This is a genomic window from Nonomuraea sp. NPDC048826 (assembly GCF_043198225.1).
Taxonomy (GTDB): domain Bacteria; phylum Actinomycetota; class Actinomycetes; order Streptosporangiales; family Streptosporangiaceae; genus Nonomuraea.
On sequence record NZ_JBICUQ010000004.1, the window covers coordinates 553,108 to 579,150 of the forward strand.

The following is a 26,043-nucleotide window of genomic DNA, read 5'->3' on the forward strand; positions in this document are numbered from 1 at the left end:
CGCCGATCCTCGCGTACGCCATGTCGAGCCTGGGTTCGCTGCTCGGGCTGCTGCTCAGCTCCCGCGCCCGGCTCGCGCACGGGCGGGAGAGCGGCTACTGGCTCGTCGGCGCGGCCGTCGCCATCGGCGGCACCGGCATCTGGACGATGCACTTCATCGCCATGATGGGCTTCGCGGTGAGCGGTACCGTGATCCGTTACGACGTGCCTCTGACCGCCGCCTCCGCCCTGCTGGCCATCGTGGTCGTCGGCGCGGGCCTGTTCCTGGTCCACTACGGCAGGCTGCGGACGCCGTACCTGATCGGCGGCGGGGTGCTGGCCGGGCTCGGCGTGGCCGGCATGCACTACCTGGGCATGATCGCGATGCGGATGTCCGCGCACGTCTCGTACGACCCGATCACGGTCACGCTGTCCGTGCTCATCGCCGTCGCGGCGGCGACCGCGGCGCTCTGGTTCGCCGGCCGCGTCTCCGGAGCGCTGAAGACGGGCGGCGCCGCCCTGCTCATGGGCGTCGCGGTGACGGGCATGCACTACACCGGCATGCTGGGGATGTCGGTGGAGCTGCACCACACCCCGGGCCACGTGGGCGGCACGCCGGGCATCGACTTCCTGCTGCCGCTGGTCGTCGGCATCACCGTGATCACGGTGGGGCTGCTGCTGGCCGTCATGCTCTCCCCCAGCGAGCGGGAGCTCCGCCACGAGCAGGAATTTCTCGCCCGCGCCCAGGGACGGCCGCCGGTCAGGGACAACAGCGGGGGCGCGCCGGATGTGGATCTCTTCGGCACGCCCCGCGGTTGAGCTATCTCATGGGTACGGCTTGCGACGCGTGGTGGGCCGCCTACTCGCCGCGGCGCAAGCCGTACCCCTAAGGGGGGTTGTAGCGGTAACCCCGCTGTTGAAGAAGGTACGGCCGCCCGCTTGCAAGTCGCTTACAGCCCGGAAACACTCACCCGAAGAAGACCTCGGCCTCGGTGTAACGCTCGGCCGGCACCGTCTTCAGCTCGGCCGTGGCCTCGTCCAGCCCGACGCGGATGATGTCGGTGCCGCGCAGCGCCACCATCTTGCCGAAGTCGCCGTCGTGCACCGCGTCGATCGCCTGCAGGCCGAACCTCGTGGCCAGCACCCGGTCGAAGGCCGTGGGCGTGCCGCCGCGCTGGATGTGGCCGAGCACGGTCGTGCGGGCCTCCTTGCCGGTCCGCTTCTCGATCTCCTTGGCCAGCGTCTCGCCGATGCCGCCCAGCCGGACGTGCCCGAACGCGTCGAGCTCCCCTGCCTGCAACTGCATCTGCCCCTCGATCGGGTGGGCGCCCTCGGCGACCACGATGATGGGCGAGTAGCGGGTGCGGAAGCGGGACTCGACGTACTCGCAGACGCGGTCGATGTCGAACGGCTTCTCCGGGATGAGGATCACGTTGGCGCCGCCGGCCATGCCCGCGTGCAGCGCGATCCACCCGGCGTGGCGGCCCATGACCTCGCAGATGAGCGCCCGGTGGTGGGACTCGGCGGTGGTGTGGAGCCGGTCGATGGCCTCGGTGGCGATGTTGACCGCGGTGTCGAAGCCGAAGGTGTAGTCGGTGCCGGACAGGTCGTTGTCGATCGTCTTGGGCACGCCGACGACCTTGACGTCGCGGTCGAAGAGCTGCTTGGCCACGCCGAGGGTGTCTTCGCCGCCGATGGCGATGAGCGCGTCGACGCCGGTGGCCGCGAGGTTCTCCTTGATCCGGTCGACACCGCCCTCGATCTTGAGCGGGTTGGTCCTGGAGGAGCCGAGTATGGTGCCGCCGCGCGGCAGGATGCCCCGGACGGCCTGGATGTCCAGCGGCATCGTCTCGCCTTCCAAGGGACCGCGCCAGCCGTCACGGAAGCCGACGAACTCGTGTCCGTAGACGCTCACCCCCTTGCGGACGACGCCTCTGATCACCGCGTTCAGACCGGGGCAGTCGCCCCCTCCGGTGAGCACTCCTATACGCATGGCGGGTTCCTCCCGACGTGGTTCACGACCAGAATCGCATTGTGCCCGTCGGTACGGGCATTGGTCTAGACCAAAGGCGAGCGTAGCGGCCTAAACGTGGTTCAGGAGGCGATTTCGTGAGCGTGTTGGCCATTGACGCGGGGACGACGGGCGTCACGGCGCTCGTGGTGACCGAGGACGGCCGGATCGAGTCGAGGGGGTACGAGGAGTTCGCCCAGCACTTCCCGCGCCCGGGCTGGGTGGAGCACAACCCCGAGGACATCTGGCAGGCCACGCTGAGCGCCTGCGCCACCGCGCTGCGCGGGGCCGCGAGGACGCCGGCCTGCGTCGGGATCACCAACCAGCGCGAGACGGCGGTGCTGTGGGACCGGCGTTCCCTGGCCGCGCCGCGCCGCGCCGTCGTGTGGCAGGACCGCCGCACCGCCGGCATCTGCGAGCGGCTGCGCGACGCCGGGCACGAGCCCCGGGTGACCGAGCTGACCGGGCTGCGCCTCGACCCGTACTTCACCGGGTCCAAGCTCACCTGGCTGGCCGAGCACGACCCGGCCGCCTGGGAGGGCGTCACCTCGGGCCGGGTCGTGGTGGGCACCGTCGACTCCTACCTGATCGCCCGGCTCACCGCGGGCGCGCGGCACGTGACCGACCCGTCCAACGCCTCGCGCACGCTCCTGTACGGGCTGGAGTCCGGCGCGTGGGAGCCGGAGCTGTGCGAGCTGTTGGGGGTGCCCGAGTCGGCGCTGCCCGAGGTGGTGCCCAACTACGGCGAGCTGGGCCGGACGGACCCCGGCGCGTTCCTCGGGCTGTCCCTGCCGATCAGCGGGGTGGCGGGCGACCAGCAGGCGGCGCTGTTCGGCCAGACCTGTTACGGGGTGGGCGAGGTCAAGTGCACCTACGGGACGGGCTCGTTCATCCTGACCAACACCGGCACCGAGATCGTCCGCTCGGAGTCGGGGCTGCTGACCACGGTGGCCTGGCAGGCCCCGTCGGGCGAGCGCACGTACGCGCTGGAGGGGTCGGTGTTCGTGACCGGCGCGGCGGTGCAGTGGCTGCGCGACGGGCTCGGGCTGATCGGCACCGCGGCGGAGTCCGAGGCGCTGGCCCGCACGGTCACCGACAGCGGCGGCGTGGTGTTCGTGCCCGCGCTGACCGGGCTGGGCGCCCCGCACTGGGACCCCGAGGCGCGCGGCCTCATCACCGGCATCACCCGCGGCACCACCCGCGCCCACCTGGTGCGGGCCACGCTGGAGGCGATCGCGTTCGAGGTCCGCGACGTGGTGGAGGCGTCGGCCGAGGGGCGGCCGCCGGTGCTCAAGGCCGACGGCGGGGCCAGCGGCAACGACCTGCTCATGCAGTTCCAGGCCGATCAGCTCGGCACGCCCGTCGAACGGCCGGTCATCCAGGAGACCACGGCGCTGGGCGCGGCGTTCCTGGCCGGGCTGGGCGCGGGAGTGTGGGGCTCGCCGGACGAGCTGCGCAAGACCTGGCAGCTCGACCGCCGCTTCGAACCGGGTGAGCGCGACGACGCTGCCTACGCCCACTGGCGCCGGGCGGTGCGCCTGGCGATGACGACACACGGAGAGACGTTGTGACTGCCGGCGACAACTGTCACTGAGCATCCATCGCGTCTGGCCCTCCGGCACCTCCTCGCCCAAGGGACTGACCGCCATGCAGCGCGGACCGCTCCCGTTCCGCGAGGAACTCGTCCAGCAGCATGAAAAGGACGTCGATGACCTTGGCCTCCTCCTCGCGGGTCAGTTCCCGCCGCTTCCACCCCTCGGGGAGAGCGATATGGCGCACTTGCCCATGCCAGGCGTGATCACAGTCCTGGCCTCGCCGAGCCACCAACCACTCCCGCCAGCCACGCAGGCCAGGGCCTCCATGCCGCAGGGCATGCTGGTCATATCCGTCCAGGAACCCCTCCACCGCAGCGAGCCGCGAGCCGATCACGAACAGGCCCAGCCGCTTGGCCACCAGGGCGAAGTACTCACGTTCGCTCATCCCCGCCAGGTCCGTCGTCACCGGTCCGCCTCCCGACGCCACCGCCACCTCGATCTCGGTGACAAGTATCGCCGGGATGTGACAACCATCCGAGGCAATCAGAAACGTCAACCTGAGGTTGACGGCCCGAGGCGCGTCAACCTATGGTTGACGCATGGAACACACCGTCCGTCTCGACGACCTCATCGCGGCCGTCAAGAGCCGTCATCCCGACGGTGACCCGCTCGGCGAGCTGTCCGACGCGGTCACCCTGGGCGAGCACCTCGGCGAAGTGGCCGACCACCTGATCGGCCACTTCGTCGATCGTGCCCGCAACTCCGGCGCCTCCTGGACCGACATCGGCCGCAGCATGGGCGTCTCCAAGCAGGCGGCGCAGAAGCGCTTCGTCCCCCGGGAGGGCTCGCTCTCCGACGACCTGCGCGTCTACGCCCGCTACACCGACCGCGCCCGGGTGGTGATCGTCAAGTCGCAGGAGGAGGCGCGCCGGCTCGGGCACGACCACATCGAGCCCGGCCATCTGGTGCTCGGCCTGCTGCACGAGCCCGACGGGCTGGCTGCCAGGGCCATGGTGACGCTCGGCGCGCCGCTCGCCGAGGTCAGGCAGGCGACCGAGGGCGCGCTCGGGCCCCGCGGCGACGCCTCGGCCACCCCGCCGTTCGCCGCGCAGGCCAAGAAGGCGCTGGAGCTGACGATGCGCGAGGCGCTGCGGCTCGGCCATAACTACGTCGGCACCGAGCACCTGCTGCTCGCCCTGCTCATGCTGGACGACGACCCGGCCACCCGGGCGCTGGCGGGGCTCGGCCTGACCAGGGAGTCCGTCGAGGAGCAGGTCACGCGCATGCTGGCGGAGTTCGCCGAGAGAGGCGGGAGCGACTAGGCGGGCAGCACGCAGGAGGCGCTCTCGACCTCGATCACCTCGCCCGTCGGCTCCGGGACGCCGTCGGTGAGCGCGAACTCCACGACGTTGCCCGCGTACTGGTTGGCGACGTACATGCGGTCGCCGTCGATCGCGAAGTGGCGCGGCCAGTGGCCACCCGACGGCACCTCCGCCACCTGGGACAGGTCGTCGGCCCGGAGCACGGAGATCGTGTCGGGGCCGCGGTTGGCCACGTAGACCAGGTCGCCCGCGAGCTCCAGGTGGGAGGGGGCGTTCTCCGTCACGGCGGTGGAGGCGCGCACCCGGATGCCGTCGTCGCCGGGGGCGAGCCGGGTGACGGTGCCGTCGAGCTCGCCCGCCACGTAGAGGACCGGCCCGGCGAAGGCGAAGTGGCGCGGGCCGGTGCCCGGCGGCAGCGCGATCGGCTCCAGCGCCTCGCCCTCCAGGGTGTAGCGGCGGATCTGGTCGGTGCCGAGGTCGGAGACGTGCAGCAGGTCGTCGTGGAAGACGGCCTGGTGGGCGTGCGGGCCCTGCTGCCGCTCGGGGTGGGGCCCGGAGCCCTGGTGACGGAGCACGATCGGGTCGCCGTCGAACACCCCGCGCGCGTCGAGCCGGTGGAGGCCGGCGGTGCCGTCGCCGTAGTTGGCGACCGCGAGGAACGCCCCGGACGGGTGGACGGCCAGATGACACGGGCTGTCGCCGTCGCTGGAGCGCTCGTCCCACGGCGCCAGCCGCCCCTCGCGGACGCTGAACGCGGTGATCCAGCCCTGAGCCAGCTCCCCCACCGCGTAGATCATGGGCAGCGACGGATGGCGTGCCAGAAAGGACGGGGCCGCGAGGCGGGCCAGCTCACCGCTGGAGGTGACGACGCCGGGCCCGTAACCGCCTATATAGAGGTGCCTCTTCACATCTCCCATCCTCTCATGGTTGACTGAGGCAATGAGTTCGTTGACAGAGGCAAGGATTTCCGAGGTCCGAGCCTTCAACCGCTTCTACACCAAGGTCATCGGGGTGCTCCAGTCCGGCATGCACCACCTGCCCTACTCGCTGACCGAGGGCAGGGTGCTGTACGAGGTCGCGCACGCGGACTCGATCGAGACCGGCGAGCTGCGGACGCTGCTCGACCTGGACGCAGGCTACCTGAGCAGGATCCTGACCAGGTTCGACGCCGACGGCCTGATCGTCAGGGAGCGCTCGGCCGCCGACGCGCGCAAGCATGTCGTACGGCTCAGCGCGGCGGGCCGCGAGGCGTTCGAGGCGCTCGACCGGGCCTCGACCGAGGACATCGGGCGGCTCCTGGCCGGGCTGCCGGAGGACGCCAGGGAGCGGCTGGTCGACGGCATGCGCGCGATCAGGGACGTGCTCGACCCGCCCGCCGGACCGGAGACCGTCCTGATCAGGCCGCCCCGCGACGGCGACCTGAGCTGGGTGGTCCACCGGCACGGCGTGCTCTACGCCAGGGAGTACGGCTGGGGCAGGACGTTCGAGCAGACGGTGGCGCGCATCGTCGCCGACTTCGACCCGCCGGGCGACGCCGCCTGGATCGCCGAGGTCGGCGGCAGGCCCGCCGGCTGCGTCTTCTACGTGCGCAAGCCGGACGCGACGGGCCAGCTCAGGCTGCTGCTCGTGGAGCCGTCCGCGCGCGGGCTCGGCCTGGGCCGCCGGCTGGTCGACGAGTGCCTGCGGCACGCCAGGGCCGACGGCCGCGAGCGGGTGGTGCTGTGGACCCGCGACTGCCTGTCCAGCGCGCGCCGCATCTACGAGGCCGCCGGGTTCCGGCTCGACTCGGAGGAGAAGGGCGTCGAGAACGGCATCGAGGTCAACGAGCAGATGTGGTCCGTCGACCTCGCGGCCACGCCGAGCTCGAACGGGCGCTGACGGGCTACCTGCGGAACGGGCCGGTGACCTCGAACGTGTGCCCCTCCGCCGCGCCCCGCCTGGCGGAGAAGTAGAGCCGGTCACCGCCCGGCGCGAACGCCGGCCCGGTCAGCTCGGCGCCCGGATGGCCGTCGAGCCGGAGGAACGGGACGATCTCCCGGTCGGGGGTGATCACGTCGATCCGGGTGGTGGTCATGGACACGAACAGGTCGCCGGACGGGGCCGCGGTGACGGCGCGCACGCCGTCGCAGATCCGCTCCACCGCCGAGGTCTGCGCGTCGTACGCCCACAGCGCGCCGTCGCCCCTGGTGGTGAAGTAGCACACGCCGCCGGCGTAGTGGCAGGCGTCGCCGCCGTCGAACCGGCGCGCCTCGCGCACCTGGTGACGGGTGCCCTTGAGGAGTGCGGCCGGCCACGGCACCTGCTCCCACCGGCCGGAGGAGCACAGCACCTCCAGCGTGCCCTCGGTCAGGTCGCCCCAGTCGTACGGGCGGAACCGGTAGAAACAGCCGTCGCGCTCGCCCTCGGTCAGGTAGACGACCTGCCGGTCGGGGTCGCAGGCGGCCGCCTCGTGCTTGAACCGGCCCATGGCCAGCCGGGGCCGGGCCGCGCGGGCGCCGTACGGGTCGCACTCGAACACCCGGCCCCGGTGGCCGAGCTCGCACGACAGCCAGGTGTGCCAGGGGGTGGCGCCGCCCGCGCGGTTGAGCTCGGTGCCGGACAGGATGCGGTAGGCGTCGGCGACCGAGCCGTCGGGCCGGAAGCGGATCGCCGCCGCGCCGCCGAGCAGGGGCAGCTCGGAGTTGGACACGTAGATCCAGCCGTCGCCGTCGGGAAAGCACGCGCCGCCGTCGGGCGCGGCGTGCCAGGTCAGTGCGGCGACCTTGCTCCCGGAACGGGCCACCACCCTGCCGCCGAACCCCTCGGGCAGCGACAACCCGTCGGTGCCGGGCTCCCGGACCGGGCCGTACGGGCTCACGCCGCCCCGGGAGAGCGGGCCCGTACGGAGGAGAGTCTTGTGGGACATCGGTTGGGCCTCCCTCTGGATGCCACGGTAGTGGACCGCACGGACATGAACGGGGAGGACGCCGAGATCGAACGACATGCGAACGGCCGGCGGCCTCTCGGCATGCGGAAGCCCGGGGCCGATCGGCTCCCGGGCTCGTGTCCGCACCCGCATCAGCTCATGGCCTGGAACATCCAGTGCTGCTTCTCGATGTCCTGGGTGATCGCGATGAGGAGGTCCTGCGTCGCCGGGTCGGACTCCTCGGTCAGGTCGATGCGCTCGCGCATCCGCCTGCTGACGCCGCCGAGGATGTCCGTCATGCCGGAGACCACCTTGCCCGACTCGATCCAGCCGGACTCCGGCTGAGCCAGCTCGGTGGCCTTGGCCACGGTGGCGGCCCGGCCGTCGGCGTTGATGCCCAGGGCGGACATGCGCTCGGCGATGGTGTCGGTGTGCGTGCGCGCCAGCGCGACGACCTCGTCGAGCTGCAGGTGGACCGAACGGAAGTTGGGGCCGATGACGTTCCAGTGCATCTGCTTGCCGACCAGCGAAAGGTCGATCAGATCCATGAGCGCGCCCTGGAGGCACTTGGCGGTCGTGGACTTAGCGTCGCCCGAAAGCGGGCTGGTAATCGTAGCCATGCCGTACCTCCTCCCCGAGGATGTCCCTTCCATGCCTCGGCATCCGGATTTCCTTGACACTGTAATAGTGACAGTGTCATCGTGAGGGTATGAGCGACACCTGGACCATCGGCGAACTGGCGGAGCGTGCGGCCGACGCGCTGCGCGCGCACGCGCAGCCGCTCAACGGCCGGGTCCGCGAAGTGCCGGGCGAGCGGCTCATCAGGTGGTACACGACGATCGGGCTGGTCGACCCGCCGCTGACCCGGCGCGGCAGGATCGCCCGCTACGGTCGGCGTCACCTGCTGCAGCTGGTCGCCGTCAAACGGCTGCAGGCGGAGGGGATGTCGATCGCCGACATCCAGGCCGCCCTGACCGGCGCCGAGGACGCCGCGCTCGAAGCCGCGGCCCGCCTGCCCGGCGCCCCTGACCCGGCGGAGGCGCCCCGGCCCGCCGCCCCGCCCGTGGCCTACCAGGGGGACGGGCAACCGGCGCCTCGGGCCAGGTTCTGGGCAGACCGGCCCGTACCGGAAGCGGACCGGTCCGTAGGGAAAGCGGACCGGTCCGTAGGGAAAGCGGACCGGCCCGTACTGAAAGCGGACACGTCCGTACCGAAAGCGGACCGGTCCGTACCGGAAGTGGACCGTCCCGTACCGGAGGCGGTGCGGGAAGGCGGGCGTGAGGCGCCGGGAGCCGTGCACGGGGTGCGGCTGGCGGCGGGCGTGATGCTGGTGCTGGACGGAACGGGCCGGGTTCCGGCGGATGACGACGTGCGGGCGGTGCTCGCGGCGGCTGGGCCGCTGCTCGCGGTGCTCGAAGAGAGGGGACTCACATGAAGATCACATCGCTCGAGCCCGCCCGATGCGTGCCGGAGCCCGACGCCGGGATCGGCGCGCTGCGGACCGAGCGCGGCAATCTGCCGCTGGAGAGCGTAGACGTGCACGCCGCGATCGCGGGCCTGGTCGCCGGGGTCGAGGTGGCCCAGGGCTTCCGCAACCCGTTCGACGTCACGCTGGAGGCCACGTACGTCTTCCCGCTGCCCGACAGGGCCGCGGTCACCGCGTTCCGGATGGAGGCGGACGACCGCGTGGTCGAGGGCGTGCTGAAGGAGCGCGGCCAGGCGCGCGCCGACTACGACAGGGCGCTGCGCGAGGGCAGGCGGGCGGCGATCGCCGAGGAGGACCGGCCGGACGTGTTCACCATCCGGGTGGGCAACATCCTGCCCGGCGAGCGGGTGACGGTCCGGCTGACGCTGAGCCAGCCGCTGCCGTACGAGGACGGGGCGGCGACGTTCCGCTTCCCGCTGGTCGTGGCGCCCCGCTACATCCCGGGCGAGCCGATCGACGGCCCGCCTGCGGGACAGGGCACGGCGCCGGACACCGACGCGGTCCCGGACGCCTCCCGCATCACTCCCCCGGTGCTGCTGCCCGGCTTCCCGAACCCGGTCCGCCTGTCCCTGTCGGCCACGATCGACGCGGCCGGGCTGGACCTGCGCGAGCTGGCCTCCAGCCTGCACGTGGTCGAGGAGGAGGGCGACACCGTACGGCTGCGGCCGGGTGAGCGGCTGGACCGCGACTTCATCCTGCGGCTGTCGTTCGCCGCGTCCACGTCCCTGCAGTTCGACGGCGCGGGCACGTTCGGGCTGTTCGTGGTCCCGCCGGAGCTGGAGGCGGAGCGGCGGCCGCGCGACCTGGTGCTGCTGCTGGACCGTTCGGGCAGCATGGCGGGCTGGAAGATGGTCGCCGCGCGCAGGGCGGCGGCCCGGATCGTGGACACGCTCACCCCGCGCGACCGGTTCGCGGTGCTGGCGTTCGACTCGGTGGTGGAGGAGGCGTTCGAGGGGCTGGCCGAAGGCTCCGACCGCAACCGCTACCGCGCGGTCGAGCACCTGGCCAGGGTGGACGCGCGCGGCGGCACCGAGCTGCTGGACCCGCTGCGCCGGGCGATCGTCTTGCTCGACGGCGAGCACGACAGGGAGCGCGTCCTGGTGCTGGTGACCGACGGCCAGGTGGGCAACGAGGACCAGATCCTGGAGCAGACCGGCGGCGCGCTGTCGGCGATGCGGGTGCACACGGTCGGCATCGACCGGGCGGTGAACGCCGGCTTCCTGGGCCGGCTGGCCGGCCTGGGCGCGGGCCGCAGCGAGCTGGTCGAGTCGGAGGACCGGCTGGACGCGGCCATGGAGCAGATCCACCGCCGGATCGGCGCGCCGCTGGTGACGGACCTGTCGCTGAAGGACCTGGACGTGGAGCCCGGCACAGTCACCCACCTGGGCTCGATCTTCCCCGGGGTGCCGCTGCGGGTCTACGGGCGGTGCCGGGGCGGCTCGGCGGTGACCGTGCGCGGGCTGGCGTCCGGCGCGCCGTGGGAGCAGCGGGTGTCCGGCACGGTCGCCGACAACCCCGCCCTGCGCGCCGTCTGGGCGCGCGCCCACCTGCGCGAGCTGGAGGACCGGTACGCGATGGGCGAGCGGGAGCTGGAGCAGGAGATCGTCCGGGTCTCGCTGGAGCACGGCGTGCTGTGCCGGTTCACCGCCTACGTCGCGGCCGACACCCGGCAGGTGGCCGAGGGCGGGCCGGAGCACCAGGTCGTCCAGCCGGTGGAGCTGCCGAGCGGGTGGGCCCCGCCGGTCGCGCCCCAGTCCTACGGGTTCACCGCGATGGCGGCGCCGAGCCCCGCCCCGTTCGCGCAGGCGGCCCCGCCCCCGGTGGCCGCCGGCGGCGTGCCCGACTTCCTGACCGGCGCGGCCGGAGGTCCGAGGGGCCCGATGTTCGCCCGCCGGGCGCCCGCGCCGCGCGCGACGCGGAGCCTGGACACCGTCAGGGCCCAGCTCGTGGCCGAGCTGGACCGGCTGAAGGCGCTGCACGCGCCGAACGCGCTCTACCTGGCGGATCTGGGGTCCCGGCTGGCCGCGCTCTCGGCGTACCTGGGCGGGCACGCCGAGCTGGCGGCGCTGGCCCGGGAGCTGGAGGCGGCCGACCGGCCGGAGGCCGATCCCGGGGCGCTCAGGCGGCGCGCGATCGAAGTGCTCACCGCCCTCACCGGCGGTACGCCGCCGGAGAACCCGGGCGAGGAGCGCCGCCCGTTCTGGAAGCGGGCCTGACCGCCGTTCCCGTGCCCGGCCGGCGAGCCCCGGCTGGGCACCGGAAACCCGCGCGCCCCTCACCAGCGCCCGGCCTTTCACCGGGTCGCCGGCTGAGGGCGCGCGAAAACGTGGGTTCCGGAGAACCGGACGACGCCGTACGGACCATATTCTGGACAGGTGAGCACGATGGTTCTGGACGGTGGGCTCGCCACCCAGCTCGAAACGCTCGGCGCCGACCTCGGCGACGAGCTCTGGTCGGCGCGCCTGCTGCTCGACGACCCCGGCCTGATCCGGCAGGCGCACGCCGCCTACTTCGGGGCGGGCGCCGACGTGGCCACGACCGCGAGCTATCAGGCGTCCGTCCCCGGCTTCCTGCGCAAGGGCCTCGACCTCGACCAGGCTGAGCGCCTGATGCGCCTGTCGGTCGAGGTGGCCGCGCAGGCCCGCGACGAGGCGGGCGGAGGGCTCGTCGCCGCCTCGATCGGCCCCTATGGGGCGTTCCTGGCCAACGGCGCCGAATACACCGGCGACTACGGCCTCGACGAGGACGCCCTGCTGGCCTGGCACCGTCCCCGCTGGGAGATCCTCGCCTCCTCGGAGGCCGACATGCTCGCCTGCGAGACCATCCCGTCGGCCGCCGAGGCGCGGGCGCTGGCCCGGCTGCTGGCCGAGACGCCGTCGGTCAAGGTGTGGGTGAGCTTCTCCTGCCGCGACGCCGCCCACATCAGCGACGGCACCCCGATCACCGAGGTGGCGGCGTTGTTCGCCGGCAACTCGCAGGTGGTGGCCGTCGGCGTCAACTGCACCGCCCCGCGGCACATCCCCGGCCTCATCGCCGCCCTGCGCGGCGGCCTGCCCGTCGTCGTCTACCCGAACTCGGGCGAGACCTGGGACGCCGCCGAACGCCGCTGGCACGGGCTGGCCGACCCGATCGAGTACGGGCTCGCGGCCAAGGAGTGGCAGGAGGCGGGGGCGTCGCTGATCGGCGGCTGCTGCCGCACCACGCCCGAGTACATCCGGCAGATCCGCGCCCACCTGACCTGAGCCGCGCCCCGGTCAGTCGCCCTTGGCCGCGGCCCTGGCCGCCCGCTCCATCTCCACCTTGGCGCTGGCGGCGTACTTGTCGACGTACTCCTGCCCCGACAGCTCCATCAGCGCGTACATGATCTCGTCGGTCACCGCCCGGAGCACCAGCCGGTCGTCCTCCATGCCGTAGTAGCGGGAGAAGTCGAGCGGCTTGCCGAACCGCACCACGGGCCGGATGCCGACCTTGGGCATCGGCCGCCCCGGCGGCATCATCTCGAAGGTGTTGACCATGGCCCACGGGATGACCGGGGCCCGCGACTCCAGGGCGAGCCTGGCCACGCCGGTCTTGCCCTTGTAGAGGCGGCCGTCGGGCGAGCGGGTGCCCTCGGGGTAGATGCCGAGCAGGTGGCCCTCGCGCAGCACCCGCAGGCCGGTGCGGAGCGCGGCCTCGCTGGCCTTGCCGCCGGAGCGGTCGATGGGGACCGTGCCGACGCCGCTGAAGAACAGGCGGGTGAAGAAGCCCTTCACGCCACGCCCGGTGAAGTAGTCGGACTTGCCCAGGCTGATGACCTTGCGCCGGAGGTGGAGCGGGCCGAAGAAGTGGTCGGCGAAGGAGAGGTGGTTGCCGGCGAGGATGCCCGGCCCCTCCTTGGGCACGTTCTCGACGCCCTCGGCCATCGGCCGGAAGACGATGTGGAGGATCGGCCCCAAGATGGCCTTGACCACCCAGTAGAACACCCGGCCACCTCTTCCTCACGTGACGGTCGCCAATGCGTAGTCATCTTCCCATCCCACGGTGGATGCTCCTACACCACCTCTCGCACAAATGCCCTGGATCGTGCGACGATCGGGCAGTTCCGGGATGAAAAAGCATGGAGGAGCTGTTATGCCGCTCATGCCAGGCGCCGAGCCCTACCACCACCGAGCAGGTCCGGTCGGCGTGCTGCTGTGCCACGGCTTCACCGGCACTCCGCAGTCGCTGCGCCCATGGGCCGAGTATCTGGCCGGGCACGGGCTCACCGTGTCACTGCCGCGTCAACCCGGGCACGGCACCACCTGGCAGGAGATGAACCGCACCCGCTGGGAGGACTGGTACGCCGAGCTGGAGAAGGCGTTCGAGGACCTCCGTGGCCGCTGCGCCGAGGTGTTCACCGCCGGGCTGTCGCTGGGCGGCTGCCTGGCGCTGCGGCTGGCCGAGATGCACGGCGACGGGGTGCGCGGCGTGGTGGTGGTCAACCCGTCGATCACCAACGACGTGTGGCTGCTGAAGCTGGCGCCGCTGCTGAAGTGGTTCGTCCCTTCGGTGCCGGGCGTGGCCAACGACGTGAAGAAGGCCGGCGTCACCGAGCTGGCCTACTCCCGCACCCCGGTGAAGGCCGCCGCGTCGCTGCCCGACCTGTGGTCGCTGGTGCAGGCCGACCTGAACAGGGTGACCCAGCCGCTGCTGGTCTACCACAGCACCGACGACCACGTGGTGAAGCCCGCCAGCGTGGCCATCATCCGCGAGAAGGTCCCGCACGCCACGATCGAGGAGCTTGCCGATAGCTACCATGTTGCGACGCTGGACAACGATGCCGACAGGATCTTTGCCGGGAGCCTCGACTTCATCCGAACCCATGCCTCGGTACCCTTGCAGAGGGACTGATCGCACCCAGGGGGAAGTCGCGATCGCTGTGGAGAGGCCCATCTGAGTGACGCCCCAGAGTGACGAGGACGAGGTCTGGCGTCAGATCGTCGCGTCCTTCAACGACACAGCCGAGCGCGACTCGGCCGATCAGCCCTGGCCGGACAGCGAGAACGTCCCGGCCGAGCCGGCCCGGCGGGTGGTCAAACCGCCGGAGGAGTTCGCCGCCTCCGACGACGACCTTGAGGCCGACGGCACGGGCGGGTCCGACGAGTCCGAGGAGCCGGACCGGCGGGAGGACGAGGAGGAGGGTGAAGGCCACTACGTGCCGCCGCCTCCGCCCCCGCTGCCCAAGCTCGACCTGCCGACCAAGCTCGCCTGGGCGGCGCTGTTCGGCGGCCCCGCCTACCTCCTGGTCGCGGCGATGGCCGGCTGGCACATGGAGGGCTGGGCGCTGTTCACCGCGGTGGCGGCGTTCATCGGCGGGTTCGTGGCGCTGGTCGTGCGGATGGGCGACGGACCGCCGGGCGACTCCGGCTGGGACGACGGAGCCCGTCTCTAGACCCGCGCGCCCCGAGGATCCACGACTCCGGCTCGTGCGGTCGGAGGGATCCAGGACCTCTGTGGCTCGCGCGGCCTGACGGGCCTACGACTTCTCCGGCTCGCGCGGGCCGAAGGACTCGACCACGTCGGTGTAGCGTTCCTTGCCGTCGACCGCGTGGCCGACCGCCCACACCGCCTGGCTGCCCGCCAGATAGGTGACGGCCTGCAGCCGGACGCTGCTCCGGCCGTCGGCGGCCACGCCGCGCATCACCTCGCACGAACGCGTGTCGCAGCGCAGCAGGTAGGCCTCGGCGGGGCGCGCGGGGTCGTGGCCGGAGATCCAGTAGCGGCCCTTGCCGTCGCCGGTCACCCCGTAGAGCCTGACGCCACCGGTCGGGACGGGCAGGCGCCGCCACTGCTTGCCGTTCCAGGCCAGCGCGAGCGGCTCGATCTCGCCGGGGCCGTGGTAGACGCCGCCCACCGCCAGCGCCCGCTTGCCGCTGTCGGCGTGCACGTCGCGCAGGTAGCCGCCGGAGACGGCCGGCGTCTTGACCTTCTTCCACGAGCTTCCGGACCGCTTCATGATCAGCGGCCCGGTGCCGGTGTCGCCGACGGCGAAGTCACCGTCGACGGCGTAGAGCGCGCCCTTCTCGGCGGTCTCGCGGACATGCCAGTCGCCGTCCTCGCGGGTGACGACGAGCGCGTGCTTGCCGCGGCTGCCGACGCTCACGACCCGGTCCGCGCCCGCCTCGACCCCGCCCAGCCAGTCGCCGCTGCGCAGCCCCTGCGGCCTGACCCGGTCGAAGCCCGCGACGTTGCCGTGGGCGAGGTAGGGCAGGCCGTCGTGGCCGTCGCCGACCGCCCACACGTCGCCGGGCCCGGCGGCCGAGACCGACCGCAGGTTGCCGGCGCCGGTGGTGTCGCGGATGCCGATCTCGCTCCACCGCTCTCCGCTCCAGTGGCGGATGGTGCCGCGGTTCTTCCATACGTCCCAGATCTGCTGCTGGCCGACGGCCCACACGTCGCCGGGCGACAGGGCGAGCACGTCGGAGAGCGAGCCGTCGACCGGCAGGCGCACGCTCGTGGTCCGCTGCCACGCGTCGATGGCGGCGGGGCGTGGATCGGCATGCGCGGCGGTGGGGAGGCCGGGTACGGCCAGGGCGGCCGCCAGGATCATGGTGAGCGCACGCCGCTGAGAGCGACGGGTCATGAAGGGAATGCTACGGGTTGCGGGGATGCGGGACGCCCTTCACCCGCCAAGTCTCAGTTCGGCGACGACCGGCAGATGGTCGGTGGCGGCGACCAGATCGTCCCCGGTGGCGTCCACTCCGCCGCAGGACACCACCCGGATCCCGGGCGCGGCGAAGAGGCCGTCGATGCGGTGTCCTGGCCGCCGGGCGGTGAAGGTCAGCCCGTCGCCCCGCGGGGCCGCGGCGTAGCAGTCGGTGAGCTGCCCGGCGAGGTAGCGCCAGGTGGGCTGGTGCGGGTTCTCGTTCAGGTCGCCGCCCAGCACGACGGGCGCGCCGTACGGTGCCGCGAGCCGGCGCACGCGGGCCATCGCCTCGGCGGCGTGGTGCAGCCGGGCCCGGCCGTCGAGGTCGAGGTGGACCGAGCCGACGGCCAGGGCCGCGCCGCCCACCTCCACGACGGCCGCGGCCAGCCCGCGCGGCTCCAGCCCGAGGAAGACCCGCAGCAGGCCGCTCTCGGCGCGCAGCAGCCGCACCCGGGGCCCGGCCAGCACCGCCACCCCGGTCATGCCCTGGCCCGCCACCAGGCGCAGCCCGCAGCGGGCCGCCAGCCTGCCGCACCGGGCCCGCCAGCCGACCATCCTGGGAGCCTCCTGCAGGCAGATCAGGTCGGCCCGCATCGCGGTCAGCACACGGACGAGCGCGCGCACGTCGTCTCTCAGGCCCCGCAGGTTGTACGTGCCGACCCTGAGCGCGGTCACCCGATCAGCGCCGGCGGGCCAGGTCGGCCGCGCCCACCAGCCCGGCGGAGGCGCCGAGCTCGGCCAGCCGCACCTCGGCCACCGGCCGGTGGCCCCGGCCGGTCAGCCGCTTCTCGAACGCCGCCCTGGCCCGGTCGAGGAACAGGTCGGCCGCCCTGGACACGCCGCCGCCGACGATGAAGCAGCCGGGGTCGAGCACGGCGGCGAGGTCGGCCATGCCCTGGCCGAGCCAGTCGGCGAGACCGGCGAACGCGGCGAGCGAGGCCTCGTCGCCCTTGCGCGCCGCCTCGGTCACCTCCTCGCCCTCGATCTTGCCGCCGGCCAGCCCGAGCAGGATCTCGGCCCGTTCCGGGTGCGCGGCGGCGATCTCCCTGGCCTCGATGACCAGCGCGTTGCCGCTCGCGTACTGCTCCCAGCAGCCGTGCAGGCCGCAGCCGCAGAGCCGGCCGTCGGGCACCACCTGCATGTGGCCCAGCTCGGCGCCCATCCCCCAGCGGCCGCGGTAAAGGGCGCCGTCGACCACGATGCCGCCGCCGATGCCGGTGCCGAGGGTCAGGCAGACGATGTGGGACTGGCCGCGCCCAGCGCCGAACGTGGACTCGCCCCAGGCCATGGCGTTGGCGTCGTTCTCCACCACGACGGGCAGCCCCACCAGGCCGCTGATCCGCTTCTGCAGCGGCTCCTCGCGCCAGGCCAGGTTGGGCGCGAAGCGCACCACCGAGCGGGACTCGTCGACGAACCCGGCCGCGCCGATGCCCACCGCCTCGATCTCACGCCCCTCGCCGAGCTCGCGGACGCAGGCGGCGACGGTCTCGGCGACCAGATCGGGGTGTTCGGCGTCGGTGGGTCTGAGGGTCTGCTCGACGATCGTGCCGTCGTCGTCCACCACACCCGCGGCGACCTTGGTGCCGCCGATGTCCACACCGATCGTGAGCATGGCCCATCCCTCTGCTAGTCCAGGTCTATGTGTTCCACATTGTCGCGGTCGTCACGCCCTCGATCGTCCCGCGTCCGCGGCGCGGGACGGCTGCTGAGCACGTCGAGCGCGTCGCGGAAGGCGGCGAACAGCTCGCCGCCCGCCGCCACGAGGTGGGTGGCGACGTCGGCGGTGCGCTCGCCGCCCGACTCGCGCTGCGCAGCGATGGCCCGGCAGACCGGGCAGGCGCGGCAGACGTACTCGTCCTCCGGATCGGAGACGGCCTCGCTCCACACGTCCTTCTCGGACCGCCCGCCGCCGGTGAACGAGTTGAACATGGTCTTGCCGACCTGCCTGGTGGCGCGGCCCTGCAGGCTGTCGAGGAGCTTGCGCGCCTCCTCGGCGACGGTGCCGATGGGATCTCTGTCGTTTCCTGAGTTGCGAGCGTTCTCGGTCATCTGGCCCTCCCGGTCGGTACGGCGTCCGCCCTCTTCGCTCACGTGCCGTCCCGGCCGCGCGCTTCGTCGGTTTCCGCCTCCGAGGTGAACCGTACCCGGAGCAGGCCGTCGCGGAGCACCGCGCCGCTGATCTTCCTGCGCGCGAGCGCCACGGGCAGCGCCAGGATCCGCCGGTACGGGCCGGCGGTGATGATCAGTTCGTCGCCCTTGCGCGCCAGGTCCACCGCGCCCCGTTCCGCGCCGGGCAGGGCCAGGGTGAGCTCGTCGGCGGCCAGTTTCAGCGGCGGCTCGACCGCGGGCGGCGCGAACGGGTCGCTCTCGCCGTACAGCGCCTCGCCCACGGCGGCCAGGGCGTGCCTGCCCACGGGCTCGGCGGGCAGGTAGGGCACGGTGTGCACGGGCAGCGGCGCGAACGACTCCTCGGCCTCGGCCAGCAGCCGGGACTGGGCCGCCACCCAGCGGGCGCGCCACTCGTCGGCGTCGTCGCCGGGGAAGACCCGGTTGGCGATGACCGCGTCGACGCGGTAGCCGTACAGATTGAGCGAGGTGAGCGTACGCCTGGCCTCGGCCAGCACCACCGCCTCCGGCGTGAGCACGAGGCGCACCGAGGCGTGGTCACCGGTGAGCAGCTCGCGCACCTCCATCAGCCCGCGGTGGAAGCGCTCGCCGGCGCTCATCACCTCCTCGCCCGGCGCGCTGACCCGGGCCACGCCGCGCACCAGCGGCGCGGCCAGCCGCATGAGCTTGCGGCCGACCGGCATGAGCCGGTTGACGTGCCAGTCGAGCGCCTCGGGCAGCGCGAGCAGGCGCAGCGTCTCGGCGGTGGGCGCGCAGTCGACGACGATGACGTCCCAGCGGCCCTCGCGGGCGTGCTCGCGCAGCTCCAGCAGGGCGATGACCTCTTCGGCGCCGGGCAGGACGGTGATCTCCTCCGAGGTGATCTCGTCCAGGCCCAGCTCGGTGAGCACGCCCCGGGCGTAGTCCTGCAGCTCGCCCCAGTGGCGTTCGAGCGTGCGCTGGGTGTCGACCTGGTGCAGGTGGAGGCCGGGGGCGATCTCACCGGGCTCGGCGGAGAGCGCGTCGGCCAGGGAGTGGGCGGTGTCGGTGGAGACGATGAGCGTCTTGAGGCCGCGCCTGGCGGCGAGAGTGGCGGTGGCCGCCGCGGCGGTGGTCTTGCCGACGCCGCCCTTGCCGGTGAAGAGGAGGACCCGCGTGGTCACCTCAGCGGCCTTCGACGCGCTTCTTGAGGCCCTTGAGCGCCGTGTCGACGATCACCTTCTCCGCCTTCCGCTTGATCATGCCGATCATGGGGACGGCGAGGTCGACCGCGAGCTCGTACGTCACCTCGACTCCTCTGCCCGTCTCGGCAAGCAGGTAACTCCCGTCGAGCTCGGCGACCATCTTGCCGGGCTCGATCACCTGCCAGGTGACGCTCTCGTCGTCGTTCCAGGCGTAGGCCAGGGTGTAGGTGTCGCTGATCACGCCGGCGTCGAGCACGAACCGCACGGTGTGCGGGCGTCCGTCGGGGGCGCTGGTGAGGACCTCGGCGCTCTTGACCTGGCCGGCCCACTCCGGGTAGGAGGGGAGGTCCGCGATGACCGCCATGACGCGGGTGCGGTCGGCGTCGATGACGATGCTCGAACTGGTGCGATCAGCCATGGCCCCAAAATAGTGCAGGAACCGCCCCCCGTGCGGGAGCGGCTTGTCACCACTCGAGCACGTACGGGACGCCCTTGCCGCGGAAGTGACCGACGTTCACGCACTCGGTGCGGCCGATGCGGGTGCGCCGGTGCAGCGGCTGGTGGACGTGGCCGAACAGGGCGTAGCGCGGCTGGGTGCGCCTGATCAGCTCCAGCGTGGCCTCGCTGCCCCGCTCGAAGCGCCGGGCCACCACGTCGTAGAGCAGCTCGGGCACGGCGGGCGGGATGTGGCAGCACAGCACGTCGACCTCGCCGATCGCCTCGACCTTGGCGGCGAACTCCTCGTCGCTGATCTCGTTGGGGGTCCGGTAGGGGGTCTTGAGCCCGCCGCCGACGAAACCGAACCGCAGCCCGCCGATCTCCACGGTCTCGCCGTCGAGCACCCGGTGACCGGGGCCGAGGTAGTCGTTCCACAGACGGGGGACGTCGACGTTGCCGTAGGTCAGGTAGGCGGGGGCGGGCATGGCGGCGAACAGCTCGGCGTACTGGGCGCGCACGTGGCGCTCGATGTGGTCGCGCGGCTCGCCGCCGAGACTCGCCCACAGCTCGGCCGACATGGCCCTGGCCTCGTCGAACCGTTTGGCGGTGCGCAGCGCGATGAACTCCCCGGCCCGCTCGGCGCCGAACAGGTCGGCGAAGATGCCCTGGCCGTGGTCGTCGTAGTCGATGAACAGGATGAGATCACCGAGGCAGATCAGCGCGTCCGCGCCGTCGCCCGCCCTGGCGAGCGCGTCGGCCCTGCCGTGCACGTCGCTGACCACATGGACCCTCATGCGGGGAATCCTATGAGTAACGCCTGCTAGCGTGATGAATGGCTTCTCATAACGCCTGGATGACGAAAGCTACCCATTGGTAACTTAACGCGGTAACGTCCGGGTGGTCCGAAGCGTGCACCTGGAGGAGTGGATCCGTGCGCGAATACAGCGTTCCCGTGCTGGTGGATGTCCCGGAGTCGGCCTCGCTGGCCGACACCGTTTTCCGGCGCGGCGAGCAGGAGCCCGGCCGGGTGATCCTGCGGCGCAAGGCCGGCGACGGCTGGCCCGCGATCACCGCGGGCGAGTTCCGCGACCAGGTCGCCGACCTGGCCAAGGGCCTGACGGCCGCGGGCGTCGGGCACGGCGACCGGGTGGCGCTGATGTCGCGCACCCGCTACGAGTGGACGCTCGTCGACTACGCGATCTGGGCGATCGGCGCGGTCACCGTGCCGATCTACGAGACCTCCTCCACCGAGCAGGTCAGGTGGATCCTCTCCGACAGCGGGGCCAAGGCCGCCTTCGTCGAGCTGGACAACCACGAGCAGACGGTGCGCGACGCGGCGCCCGGGCTGAAGCACGTCTGGCGGGTCGAGGCCGCGCTGGACGGCTCGATCGACCCCGCCGGCGTCGACGACGCCGCGCTGGCGGAGCTCCGGTCGCGGGTGAGCGGGTCCGACCTGGCGACGATCGTCTACACCTCCGGCACCACCGGCCGGCCGAAGGGCTGCCTGATCACCCACGACAACCTGCTGTTCACCGCGCTGAACGTGCTGCGCGGGCCGCTGCGGCCGTTGTTCACCGGCGACCCCGCGGCGCTGCTGTTCCTGCCGCTGGCGCACATCTTCGCGCGGATGATCCAGGTCGTGCTGGTGGAGGCGGGCGCGGTCATGGCGCACACCCCCAACATGAAGAACGTCGGGCCCGACCTGCAGGACTTCAAGCCCACGTTCCTGCTGGGCGTGCCGCGCGTGTTCGAGAAGGTCTACAACGCCGCCGAGCAGAAGGCCATCACGGGCGGCAAGGGCAAGATCTTCGCCAAGGCCGTCGACGTGGCGGTGGCCTGGAGCAAGGCGGAGGCCGACGGCGGCGCCGGGCTCGGGCTGCGGCTGCAGCACACGCTGTTCGACAAGCTCGTGTACGCCAAGCTGCGCGAGGCGACGGGCGGCCGGCTGTCGGCCGCGGTGTCGGGCGGGTCGGCGCTGGGCGACCGGCTGGGCCACTTCTTCCGCGGCGTCGGCATCGAGGTGTTCGAGGGCTACGGGCTGACCGAGACGTCCGCGCCGTGCTCGGTCAACATGCCGGGCGGCAACAAGGTCGGCACCGTGGGCCGGCCGCTGCCCGGTGTCACGCTTCGCGTCGCCGAGGACGGCGAGATCCTGGCCAGGGGCCGCAACGTGTTCGTCGGCTACTGGAACAACGAGCAGGCCACCGGCGAGGTCGTCGACGCCGACGGCTGGTTCCACACCGGCGACGTGGGCGACCTGGACGAGGACGGCTACCTGCGCATCACCGGGCGCAAGAAGGAGATCCTGGTGACGGCGGCGGGCAAGAACGTCGCGCCGGGCCCGCTGGAGGACGCGCTGCGCGCACACCCGCTCGTCTCCCAGGCGCTGGTCGTCGGCGAGGGGCGGCCGTTCGTCGGCGCGCTGGTCACGCTCGACCCGGAGGCGCTGGCGCCGTACGCCCCGGCCACGGCCGCCGAGCTGCGCACCGACCCGCGCATCCTGGCCGAGGTGCAGGGCGCGGTCGACCGGGCCAACAGCATGGTGTCCAAGGCGGAGCAGATCAAGAAGTTCACCGTGCTGGCGACGGACATCACCGAGGAGAGCGGCCACCTGACCCCGACGCTCAAGATCAAGCGTGCTGTGGTGATGCGTGACTTCGCCGCCGACATCGAGGCGCTGTACGACGCGAAGGGCTGACCTGGAGCTCCAACCAGTTAAAGAAACGGTGTGGAGTCATTCCGTGACTCGGAGTAGCCTTTCGCTGACAGTTCGGGACCGGAGATCCCTAACATCCCCGGTCCCTACCTCCGAAGGTAGGGGAAGTGACCCATGAGCATCAATGACACAGCCGTTCGATTCGGCACCGCGATCCAGAACGAGCTGATCGCCATCCGGGCCGACCAGATGGAGATGGGCCAGCAACTGACCGAGCGCGTCAACGGCGTGGCCGAGCGGGTGAAGGTCGTAGACAAGAAGGTGACCCTCCTCGACCAGCGGGTCACCTCGCTGGAGGTCAAAGTCGACAACCTGGCCGAGTCCGTCGACAAGCGCTTCGACGCGGTCGACCAACGCTTCGAGGCTGTCGATCAGCGGTTCGACGCCATGCAGGCCACGCAGACCGAGATGCAGGCCACGCAGGCGCAGATGATGAAGATCCTCATCGACATCCAGCGCAAGATCGGCAACTGCCCGTCCTGCAACTGACGATCATCCGAGAGGCCGCCGGGGTCGCCCCGGCGGCCTCTTCGCGTATGTCCGTTGACAGTTTGAAAAGTTGGCTTTTCGATGAGGGGTGATCGAACTCGGGGGAATCTGAGGGTCCGGCAAGGAGGAACCACCCATGGACCAACGTCCGCCGATATCTCGCCGCAATTTACTTCTCGGTACGGCCGCCGCCTTCGGCGTGCCCGCCGTGCTCGCCGGTTGCGGCGGCTCCGAGCAGCCGAGCCCCGGCAGCAGCGCCACCGGCAACCTGGGCACCGTCACTCTGGGCTCCAACGCATCCGACGAGGTGCCGAAGAAGTCGCTGGCCACCGTGGTCAAGAACTTCACCCTGGCCGACGTGAAGATCAACACTGTCGACCACAACACGTTCCAGGAGAACATCAACCGCTATCTCAGGGGCACGCCCGACGACGTGTTCACCTGGTTCGCCGGCTACCGCATGCAGTTCTTCGCCGAGCAGGGCCTGGCCACGGACATCTCGGACGTGTGGCAGGAGATCGGCGGCGACTACACCCAGGCGTTCAAGGACGCCTCCACCGGCACCGACGGCAAGCAGTACTTCATCCCGTTCACGTACTATCCGTGGGCCGTCTTCTACCGCAAGAGCGTGTGGGAGGAGAAGGGGTACGAGCCCCCCAAGACGCTCGACGAGCTGACCGCGCTCGCCAAGAAGATGCAGGGCGACGACCTGGTGCCGATCGCGTTCGCGGACAAGGACGGCTGGCCCGCCATGGGCACGTTCGACATCATCAACATGCGGATGAACGGCTACGACTTCCACATCGCGCTCATGGCGGGCAAGGAGTCGTGGACGGATCCGCGGGTCAAGCAGGTGTTCGACACCTGGCGCGGGCTGATGGAGTTCCACCAGCCGGCGTCGCTTGGCCGCACCTGGCAGGAGGCCGCGCAGTCGCTGGCGCAGAAGAAGAGCGGCATGTACCTCCTCGGCATGTTCGTGGCCCAGCAGTTCCCCGAGGAGGACCTGGACGACCTGGACTTCTTCACCTTCCCGGAGATCAACCCCACCTACGGCACCGACTCGATCGACGCCCCCATCGACGGCTACATGGTCTCCGCCAAGGCGAAGAACGTCGACGCCGCCAAGGCCCTCGTCAAGCACTTCGCCCAGGCGGCCTCCCAGGACGTCGCCACCGAGCTGGACCCCGGCACGCTCGCGGCCAGCTCGAAAGCCGACACCAGCGGCTACAGCGCGCTGCAGAAGCGCGGCGCCGAGCTGGTCTCGCAGGCCGCGCACATCGCCCAGTTCCTCGACCGTGACACCCGGCCCGACTTCGCGTCCACGGTGATGATCCCGTCACTCCAGTCGTTCATCGACAAGCCCGCCGAGATCGACTCCTTGGTGAAGAGCATCGAGCAGCAGAAGGCCAACATCTTCCGCTGATGGCCGTCAAGACCCGTCGCTACTCCGCCCGCGACGTGACCGTGCTGGTCATCGGGCTGGGGGTGGCCGTCATCGTCAACGTGGGCCTCATCTGGGGGCCCACGTTGGCCTCCGTGGCCCTGTCCGCCACCGACTGGAACGGCTTCGGGCCGATCGAGTGGGTCGGCGGGCAGAACTACGCCGACCTGGCCGGCGAGTACCCGCCGTTCTGGTCGGCCGTCCGCAACAACATTCTCTGGCTGGTCTTCCTCGGGCTGGTCGCGACCCCGTTCGGGCTCTTCTGCGCGGTGCTGCTGGACCGGCGGCTGCGCGGCTCGCGCCTGTACCAGAGCGCCCTCTACATGCCGGTGGTGCTGTCGCTGGCGGTGGTCGGGTTCATCGCCCAGCTCGTCTACTCGCACGACTACGGCGTGCTGAACGCCGTCACCGGGCTGTCGGTCGACTGGCTCGGCGACCGGTCGATCAACATCTGGGTGGTCATGGTCGCGGCCGCGTGGCGGCACGTCGGCTACGTGATGATCATCTATCTGGCGGGGCTGAAGGCGGTCGACCCGGCGCTCAAGGAGGCCGCCGCCATCGACGGGGCGAACGAGAGGCAGGCGTTCTTCCGGGTGGTGTTCCCGACGCTGCGGCCGGTCAACGTGATCGTGCTGGTGATCACGGTGATCGAGGCGCTGCGCGCGTTCGACATCGTCTACGCCATCAACAAGGGCAGGAACGGCCTCGAACTGCTGTCGGTGCTGGTCACCGAGAACATCGTGGGCGAGGCCAGCCGGATCGGGTTCGGCTCGGCCATCGCGGTGATCCTGCTGGTGATCTCGCTCGGGTTCATCGTCACCTACCTGTCGCAGCTGTTCCGGGAGGAACGATGACCCTCATCGCGCCCGTCGACACGAGCCCGGGGCGCAAGGCGGCGACGCCGTCGCGGGCCCCGGTGCGTCCGCTGCGCTGGCTGCTGCACGCCTTCCTGGCGGTGGTGGCGCTGGGCTGGCTGCTGCCGCTCGTGCTGGCCGTGTACGCGTCGCTGCGCCCGTACGAGGAGACCTCCCGGCTGGGTTACTTCTCGCTGCCCGAGGAGCTCACGCTCGACTACTACGGTCAGGCGTGGAGCCAGGCCGAGCTGCCCCGCTACTACCTGAACACGCTGATCATCGTGATCCCGGCGGTGATCCTGACGTTGTTCCTGGCCTCGTTCGTGGCGTTCGCCATCGCCCGGGCGCGCATCCCCGGGCGCAAGACGCTGCTCATCGTGTTCACCGCGGGCAACCTGCTGCCGCCGCAGGTCCTCATCACGCCGCTGTACTCGCTCTACACGCTGATCCCGCTGCCCGCGTGGCTGTCGGACTCCCAGTCGCTGTACGACTCGTACCTGGGGCTGATCCTGATCCACGTGGCGTTCCAGTTCGGGTTCTGCGTGTTCGTCATGGCGAACTTCATGCGCACGATCCCCGAGGAGATCACCGAGGCGGCGCTGGTCGACGGGGCGAGCCTGTGGCGGCGTTACTGGACGCTGACGCTGCCACTGTGCCGGCCCGTGCTGGCGGCGCTGGGCACGCTCCAGTTCACCTGGATGTACAACGACTTCCTGTGGGCGCTGGTGCTCATGGTGTCGGGCGACAAGCTGCCGGTCACCTCGGCGCTGAACAATCTGCGCGGCCAGTTCTTCACCGACTACAACCTGCTGGCGGCCGGTTCGGTGCTGGTGGCGCTGCCGACGCTGATCGTGTTCCAGCTGCTGCACAAGCAGTTCGTGGCCGGGCTGACGCTCGGCTCGACGAAGGGGTGA

General features: G+C 71.5%; 27 protein-coding genes. 14 read left to right on the forward strand and 13 right to left on the reverse strand.

All coding sequences use genetic code 11. The features are described 5' to 3' along the window. Positions 1 to 20 precede the first annotated feature (20 nt). Positions 21 to 797: an MHYT domain-containing protein gene (locus ACGFI7_RS17055; protein WP_393405153.1), complete on the forward strand. Its 777-nt coding sequence runs from the start codon at positions 21 to 23 to the stop codon at positions 795 to 797. 148 nt (positions 798 to 945) lie between these two features. Here the strand turns inward: ACGFI7_RS17055 and ACGFI7_RS17060 are convergent, their stop codons facing one another. Beyond that, positions 946 to 1,971: a 6-phosphofructokinase gene (locus ACGFI7_RS17060; protein ID WP_393405155.1), complete on the reverse strand. Its 1,026-nt coding sequence runs from the start codon at positions 1,969 to 1,971 to the stop codon at positions 946 to 948. A gap of 116 nt (positions 1,972 to 2,087) precedes the next feature. Here ACGFI7_RS17060 and ACGFI7_RS17065 point away from each other — a divergent pair, with 116 nt between their 5' ends. Next, entirely contained in the window at positions 2,088 to 3,560 is a 1,473-nt protein-coding gene (locus tag ACGFI7_RS17065) for an FGGY family carbohydrate kinase (protein ID WP_393405157.1), read from the forward strand. A 16-nt stretch (positions 3,561 to 3,576) separates the two neighbouring features. On the opposite strand, the gene ACGFI7_RS17070 is transcribed toward ACGFI7_RS17065, so the two are convergent. Next, positions 3,577 to 4,080: a hypothetical protein gene (locus tag ACGFI7_RS17070; protein WP_393405159.1), complete on the reverse strand. Its 504-nt coding sequence runs from the start codon at positions 4,078 to 4,080 to the stop codon at positions 3,577 to 3,579. A 43-nt stretch (positions 4,081 to 4,123) separates the two neighbouring features. On the opposite strand from ACGFI7_RS17070, the gene ACGFI7_RS17075 reads away from it, so the two are divergent. Beyond that, positions 4,124 to 4,846 carry a Clp protease N-terminal domain-containing protein gene (locus ACGFI7_RS17075; RefSeq protein WP_393405161.1) on the forward strand — a complete coding sequence of 241 codons (723 nt, stop codon included), beginning with the start codon at positions 4,124 to 4,126 and terminating at the stop codon, positions 4,844 to 4,846. Here the strand turns inward: ACGFI7_RS17075 and ACGFI7_RS17080 are convergent. Continuing rightward, on the reverse strand, positions 4,843 to 5,763 hold the full coding sequence (locus ACGFI7_RS17080; RefSeq protein ID WP_393405163.1) for a lactonase family protein: 921 nt from the start codon (positions 5,761 to 5,763) through the stop codon (positions 4,843 to 4,845). The genes ACGFI7_RS17075 and ACGFI7_RS17080 overlap by 4 nt on opposite strands. A 22-nt stretch (positions 5,764 to 5,785) precedes the next feature. Between ACGFI7_RS17080 and ACGFI7_RS17085 the strand changes: the two genes are divergently transcribed. Further along, complete coding sequence (locus tag ACGFI7_RS17085; protein WP_393405165.1) at positions 5,786 to 6,724, forward strand: GNAT family N-acetyltransferase; 939 nt, start codon at positions 5,786 to 5,788, stop codon at positions 6,722 to 6,724. A 4-nt stretch (positions 6,725 to 6,728) separates the two neighbouring features. On the opposite strand, the gene ACGFI7_RS17090 is transcribed toward ACGFI7_RS17085, so the two are convergent. Together ACGFI7_RS17090 and ACGFI7_RS17095 are read right to left on the reverse strand one after the other, a co-directional pair. Beyond that, complete coding sequence (locus tag ACGFI7_RS17090; RefSeq protein WP_393405168.1) at positions 6,729 to 7,751, reverse strand: alkaline phosphatase PhoX; 1,023 nt, start codon at positions 7,749 to 7,751, stop codon at positions 6,729 to 6,731. A gap of 152 nt (positions 7,752 to 7,903) precedes the next feature. Continuing rightward, the gene (locus tag ACGFI7_RS17095; RefSeq protein WP_393405171.1) at positions 7,904 to 8,371 is read right to left on the reverse strand and encodes a Dps family protein; all 468 of its coding nucleotides are present in this window, start codon (positions 8,369 to 8,371) and stop codon (positions 7,904 to 7,906) included. 89 nt (positions 8,372 to 8,460) lie between these two features. On the opposite strand from ACGFI7_RS17095, the gene ACGFI7_RS17100 reads away from it, so the two are divergent. The 3 genes from ACGFI7_RS17100 to mmuM all read left to right on the forward strand — a co-directional run bounded on the left by ACGFI7_RS17100 (position 8,461) and on the right by mmuM (position 12,479). Next, complete coding sequence (locus ACGFI7_RS17100; protein ID WP_393405173.1) at positions 8,461 to 9,186, forward strand: helix-turn-helix domain-containing protein; 726 nt, start codon at positions 8,461 to 8,463, stop codon at positions 9,184 to 9,186. Then, entirely contained in the window at positions 9,183 to 11,453 is a 2,271-nt protein-coding gene (locus tag ACGFI7_RS17105; RefSeq protein WP_393405175.1) for a VIT domain-containing protein, read from the forward strand. Before ACGFI7_RS17100 ends, ACGFI7_RS17105 begins: the two co-directional genes overlap by 4 nt. A 168-nt stretch (positions 11,454 to 11,621) precedes the next feature. After that, complete coding sequence (gene mmuM / locus ACGFI7_RS17110; protein WP_393405697.1) at positions 11,622 to 12,479, forward strand: homocysteine S-methyltransferase; 858 nt, start codon at positions 11,622 to 11,624, stop codon at positions 12,477 to 12,479. A gap of 12 nt (positions 12,480 to 12,491) precedes the next feature. Here mmuM and ACGFI7_RS17115 read toward each other — a convergent pair whose 3' ends face one another. Next, positions 12,492 to 13,199, reverse strand: coding sequence for a lysophospholipid acyltransferase family protein (locus ACGFI7_RS17115; protein WP_393405178.1), 708 nt, complete (start codon positions 13,197 to 13,199; stop codon positions 12,492 to 12,494). A gap of 148 nt (positions 13,200 to 13,347) precedes the next feature. Here ACGFI7_RS17115 and ACGFI7_RS17120 point away from each other — a divergent pair, with 148 nt between their 5' ends. Next, entirely contained in the window at positions 13,348 to 14,106 is a 759-nt protein-coding gene (locus ACGFI7_RS17120) for an alpha/beta hydrolase (RefSeq protein WP_393405181.1), read from the forward strand. Between the two features lie 46 nt (positions 14,107 to 14,152). Further along, the gene (locus tag ACGFI7_RS17125) at positions 14,153 to 14,647 is read left to right on the forward strand and encodes a hypothetical protein (protein ID WP_393405184.1); all 495 of its coding nucleotides are present in this window, start codon (positions 14,153 to 14,155) and stop codon (positions 14,645 to 14,647) included. A gap of 84 nt (positions 14,648 to 14,731) precedes the next feature. Here ACGFI7_RS17125 and ACGFI7_RS17130 read toward each other — a convergent pair whose 3' ends face one another. Genes ACGFI7_RS17130 through ACGFI7_RS17160 form a run of 7 tightly spaced genes read right to left on the reverse strand, consistent with a single transcriptional unit; the run spans position 14,732 to position 20,423 of the window. Continuing rightward, on the reverse strand, positions 14,732 to 15,838 hold the full coding sequence (locus tag ACGFI7_RS17130) for a hypothetical protein (protein ID WP_393405186.1): 1,107 nt from the start codon (positions 15,836 to 15,838) through the stop codon (positions 14,732 to 14,734). Positions 15,839 to 15,877: 39 nt separating this feature from the next. Continuing rightward, positions 15,878 to 16,576 carry an endonuclease/exonuclease/phosphatase family protein gene (locus ACGFI7_RS17135; RefSeq protein ID WP_393405189.1) on the reverse strand — a complete coding sequence of 233 codons (699 nt, stop codon included), beginning with the start codon at positions 16,574 to 16,576 and terminating at the stop codon, positions 15,878 to 15,880. A gap of 4 nt (positions 16,577 to 16,580) precedes the next feature. Further along, on the reverse strand, positions 16,581 to 17,513 hold the full coding sequence (locus ACGFI7_RS17140) for an ROK family glucokinase (RefSeq protein WP_393405191.1): 933 nt from the start codon (positions 17,511 to 17,513) through the stop codon (positions 16,581 to 16,583). A 14-nt stretch (positions 17,514 to 17,527) separates the two neighbouring features. Beyond that, entirely contained in the window at positions 17,528 to 17,950 is a 423-nt protein-coding gene (locus ACGFI7_RS17145; RefSeq protein WP_393405193.1) for a DUF5304 family protein, read from the reverse strand. Positions 17,951 to 17,988: 38 nt separating this feature from the next. Beyond that, positions 17,989 to 19,170, reverse strand: a complete 1,182-nt coding sequence (locus tag ACGFI7_RS17150; RefSeq protein ID WP_393405195.1) for an ArsA family ATPase — start codon at positions 19,168 to 19,170, stop codon at positions 17,989 to 17,991. Position 19,171: 1 nt separating this feature from the next. Further along, the gene (locus ACGFI7_RS17155; protein ID WP_393405198.1) at positions 19,172 to 19,609 is read right to left on the reverse strand and encodes an SRPBCC family protein; all 438 of its coding nucleotides are present in this window, start codon (positions 19,607 to 19,609) and stop codon (positions 19,172 to 19,174) included. Between the two features lie 46 nt (positions 19,610 to 19,655). Then, positions 19,656 to 20,423 (reverse strand): metallophosphoesterase, encoded by a 768-nt coding sequence (locus ACGFI7_RS17160; RefSeq protein ID WP_393405201.1) that lies wholly within the window; start codon positions 20,421 to 20,423, stop codon positions 19,656 to 19,658. Positions 20,424 to 20,560: 137 nt separating this feature from the next. Here ACGFI7_RS17160 and ACGFI7_RS17165 point away from each other — a divergent pair, with 137 nt between their 5' ends. The 5 genes from ACGFI7_RS17165 (at position 20,561) to ACGFI7_RS17185 (ending at position 26,043) form a co-directional block, all read left to right on the forward strand. Continuing rightward, positions 20,561 to 22,327, forward strand: coding sequence for an AMP-dependent synthetase/ligase (locus tag ACGFI7_RS17165; RefSeq protein ID WP_393405204.1), 1,767 nt, complete (start codon positions 20,561 to 20,563; stop codon positions 22,325 to 22,327). Between the two features lie 132 nt (positions 22,328 to 22,459). Next, entirely contained in the window at positions 22,460 to 22,834 is a 375-nt protein-coding gene (locus ACGFI7_RS17170; protein WP_393405206.1) for a hypothetical protein, read from the forward strand. Between the two features lie 136 nt (positions 22,835 to 22,970). Next, positions 22,971 to 24,257: an ABC transporter substrate-binding protein gene (locus ACGFI7_RS17175; protein ID WP_393405209.1), complete on the forward strand. Its 1,287-nt coding sequence runs from the start codon at positions 22,971 to 22,973 to the stop codon at positions 24,255 to 24,257. Beyond that, complete coding sequence (locus ACGFI7_RS17180) at positions 24,257 to 25,129, forward strand: carbohydrate ABC transporter permease (RefSeq protein WP_393405212.1); 873 nt, start codon at positions 24,257 to 24,259, stop codon at positions 25,127 to 25,129. Before ACGFI7_RS17175 ends, ACGFI7_RS17180 begins: the two co-directional genes overlap by 1 nt. Then, positions 25,126 to 26,043: a carbohydrate ABC transporter permease gene (locus ACGFI7_RS17185; protein WP_393405215.1), complete on the forward strand. Its 918-nt coding sequence runs from the start codon at positions 25,126 to 25,128 to the stop codon at positions 26,041 to 26,043. Before ACGFI7_RS17180 ends, ACGFI7_RS17185 begins: the two co-directional genes overlap by 4 nt.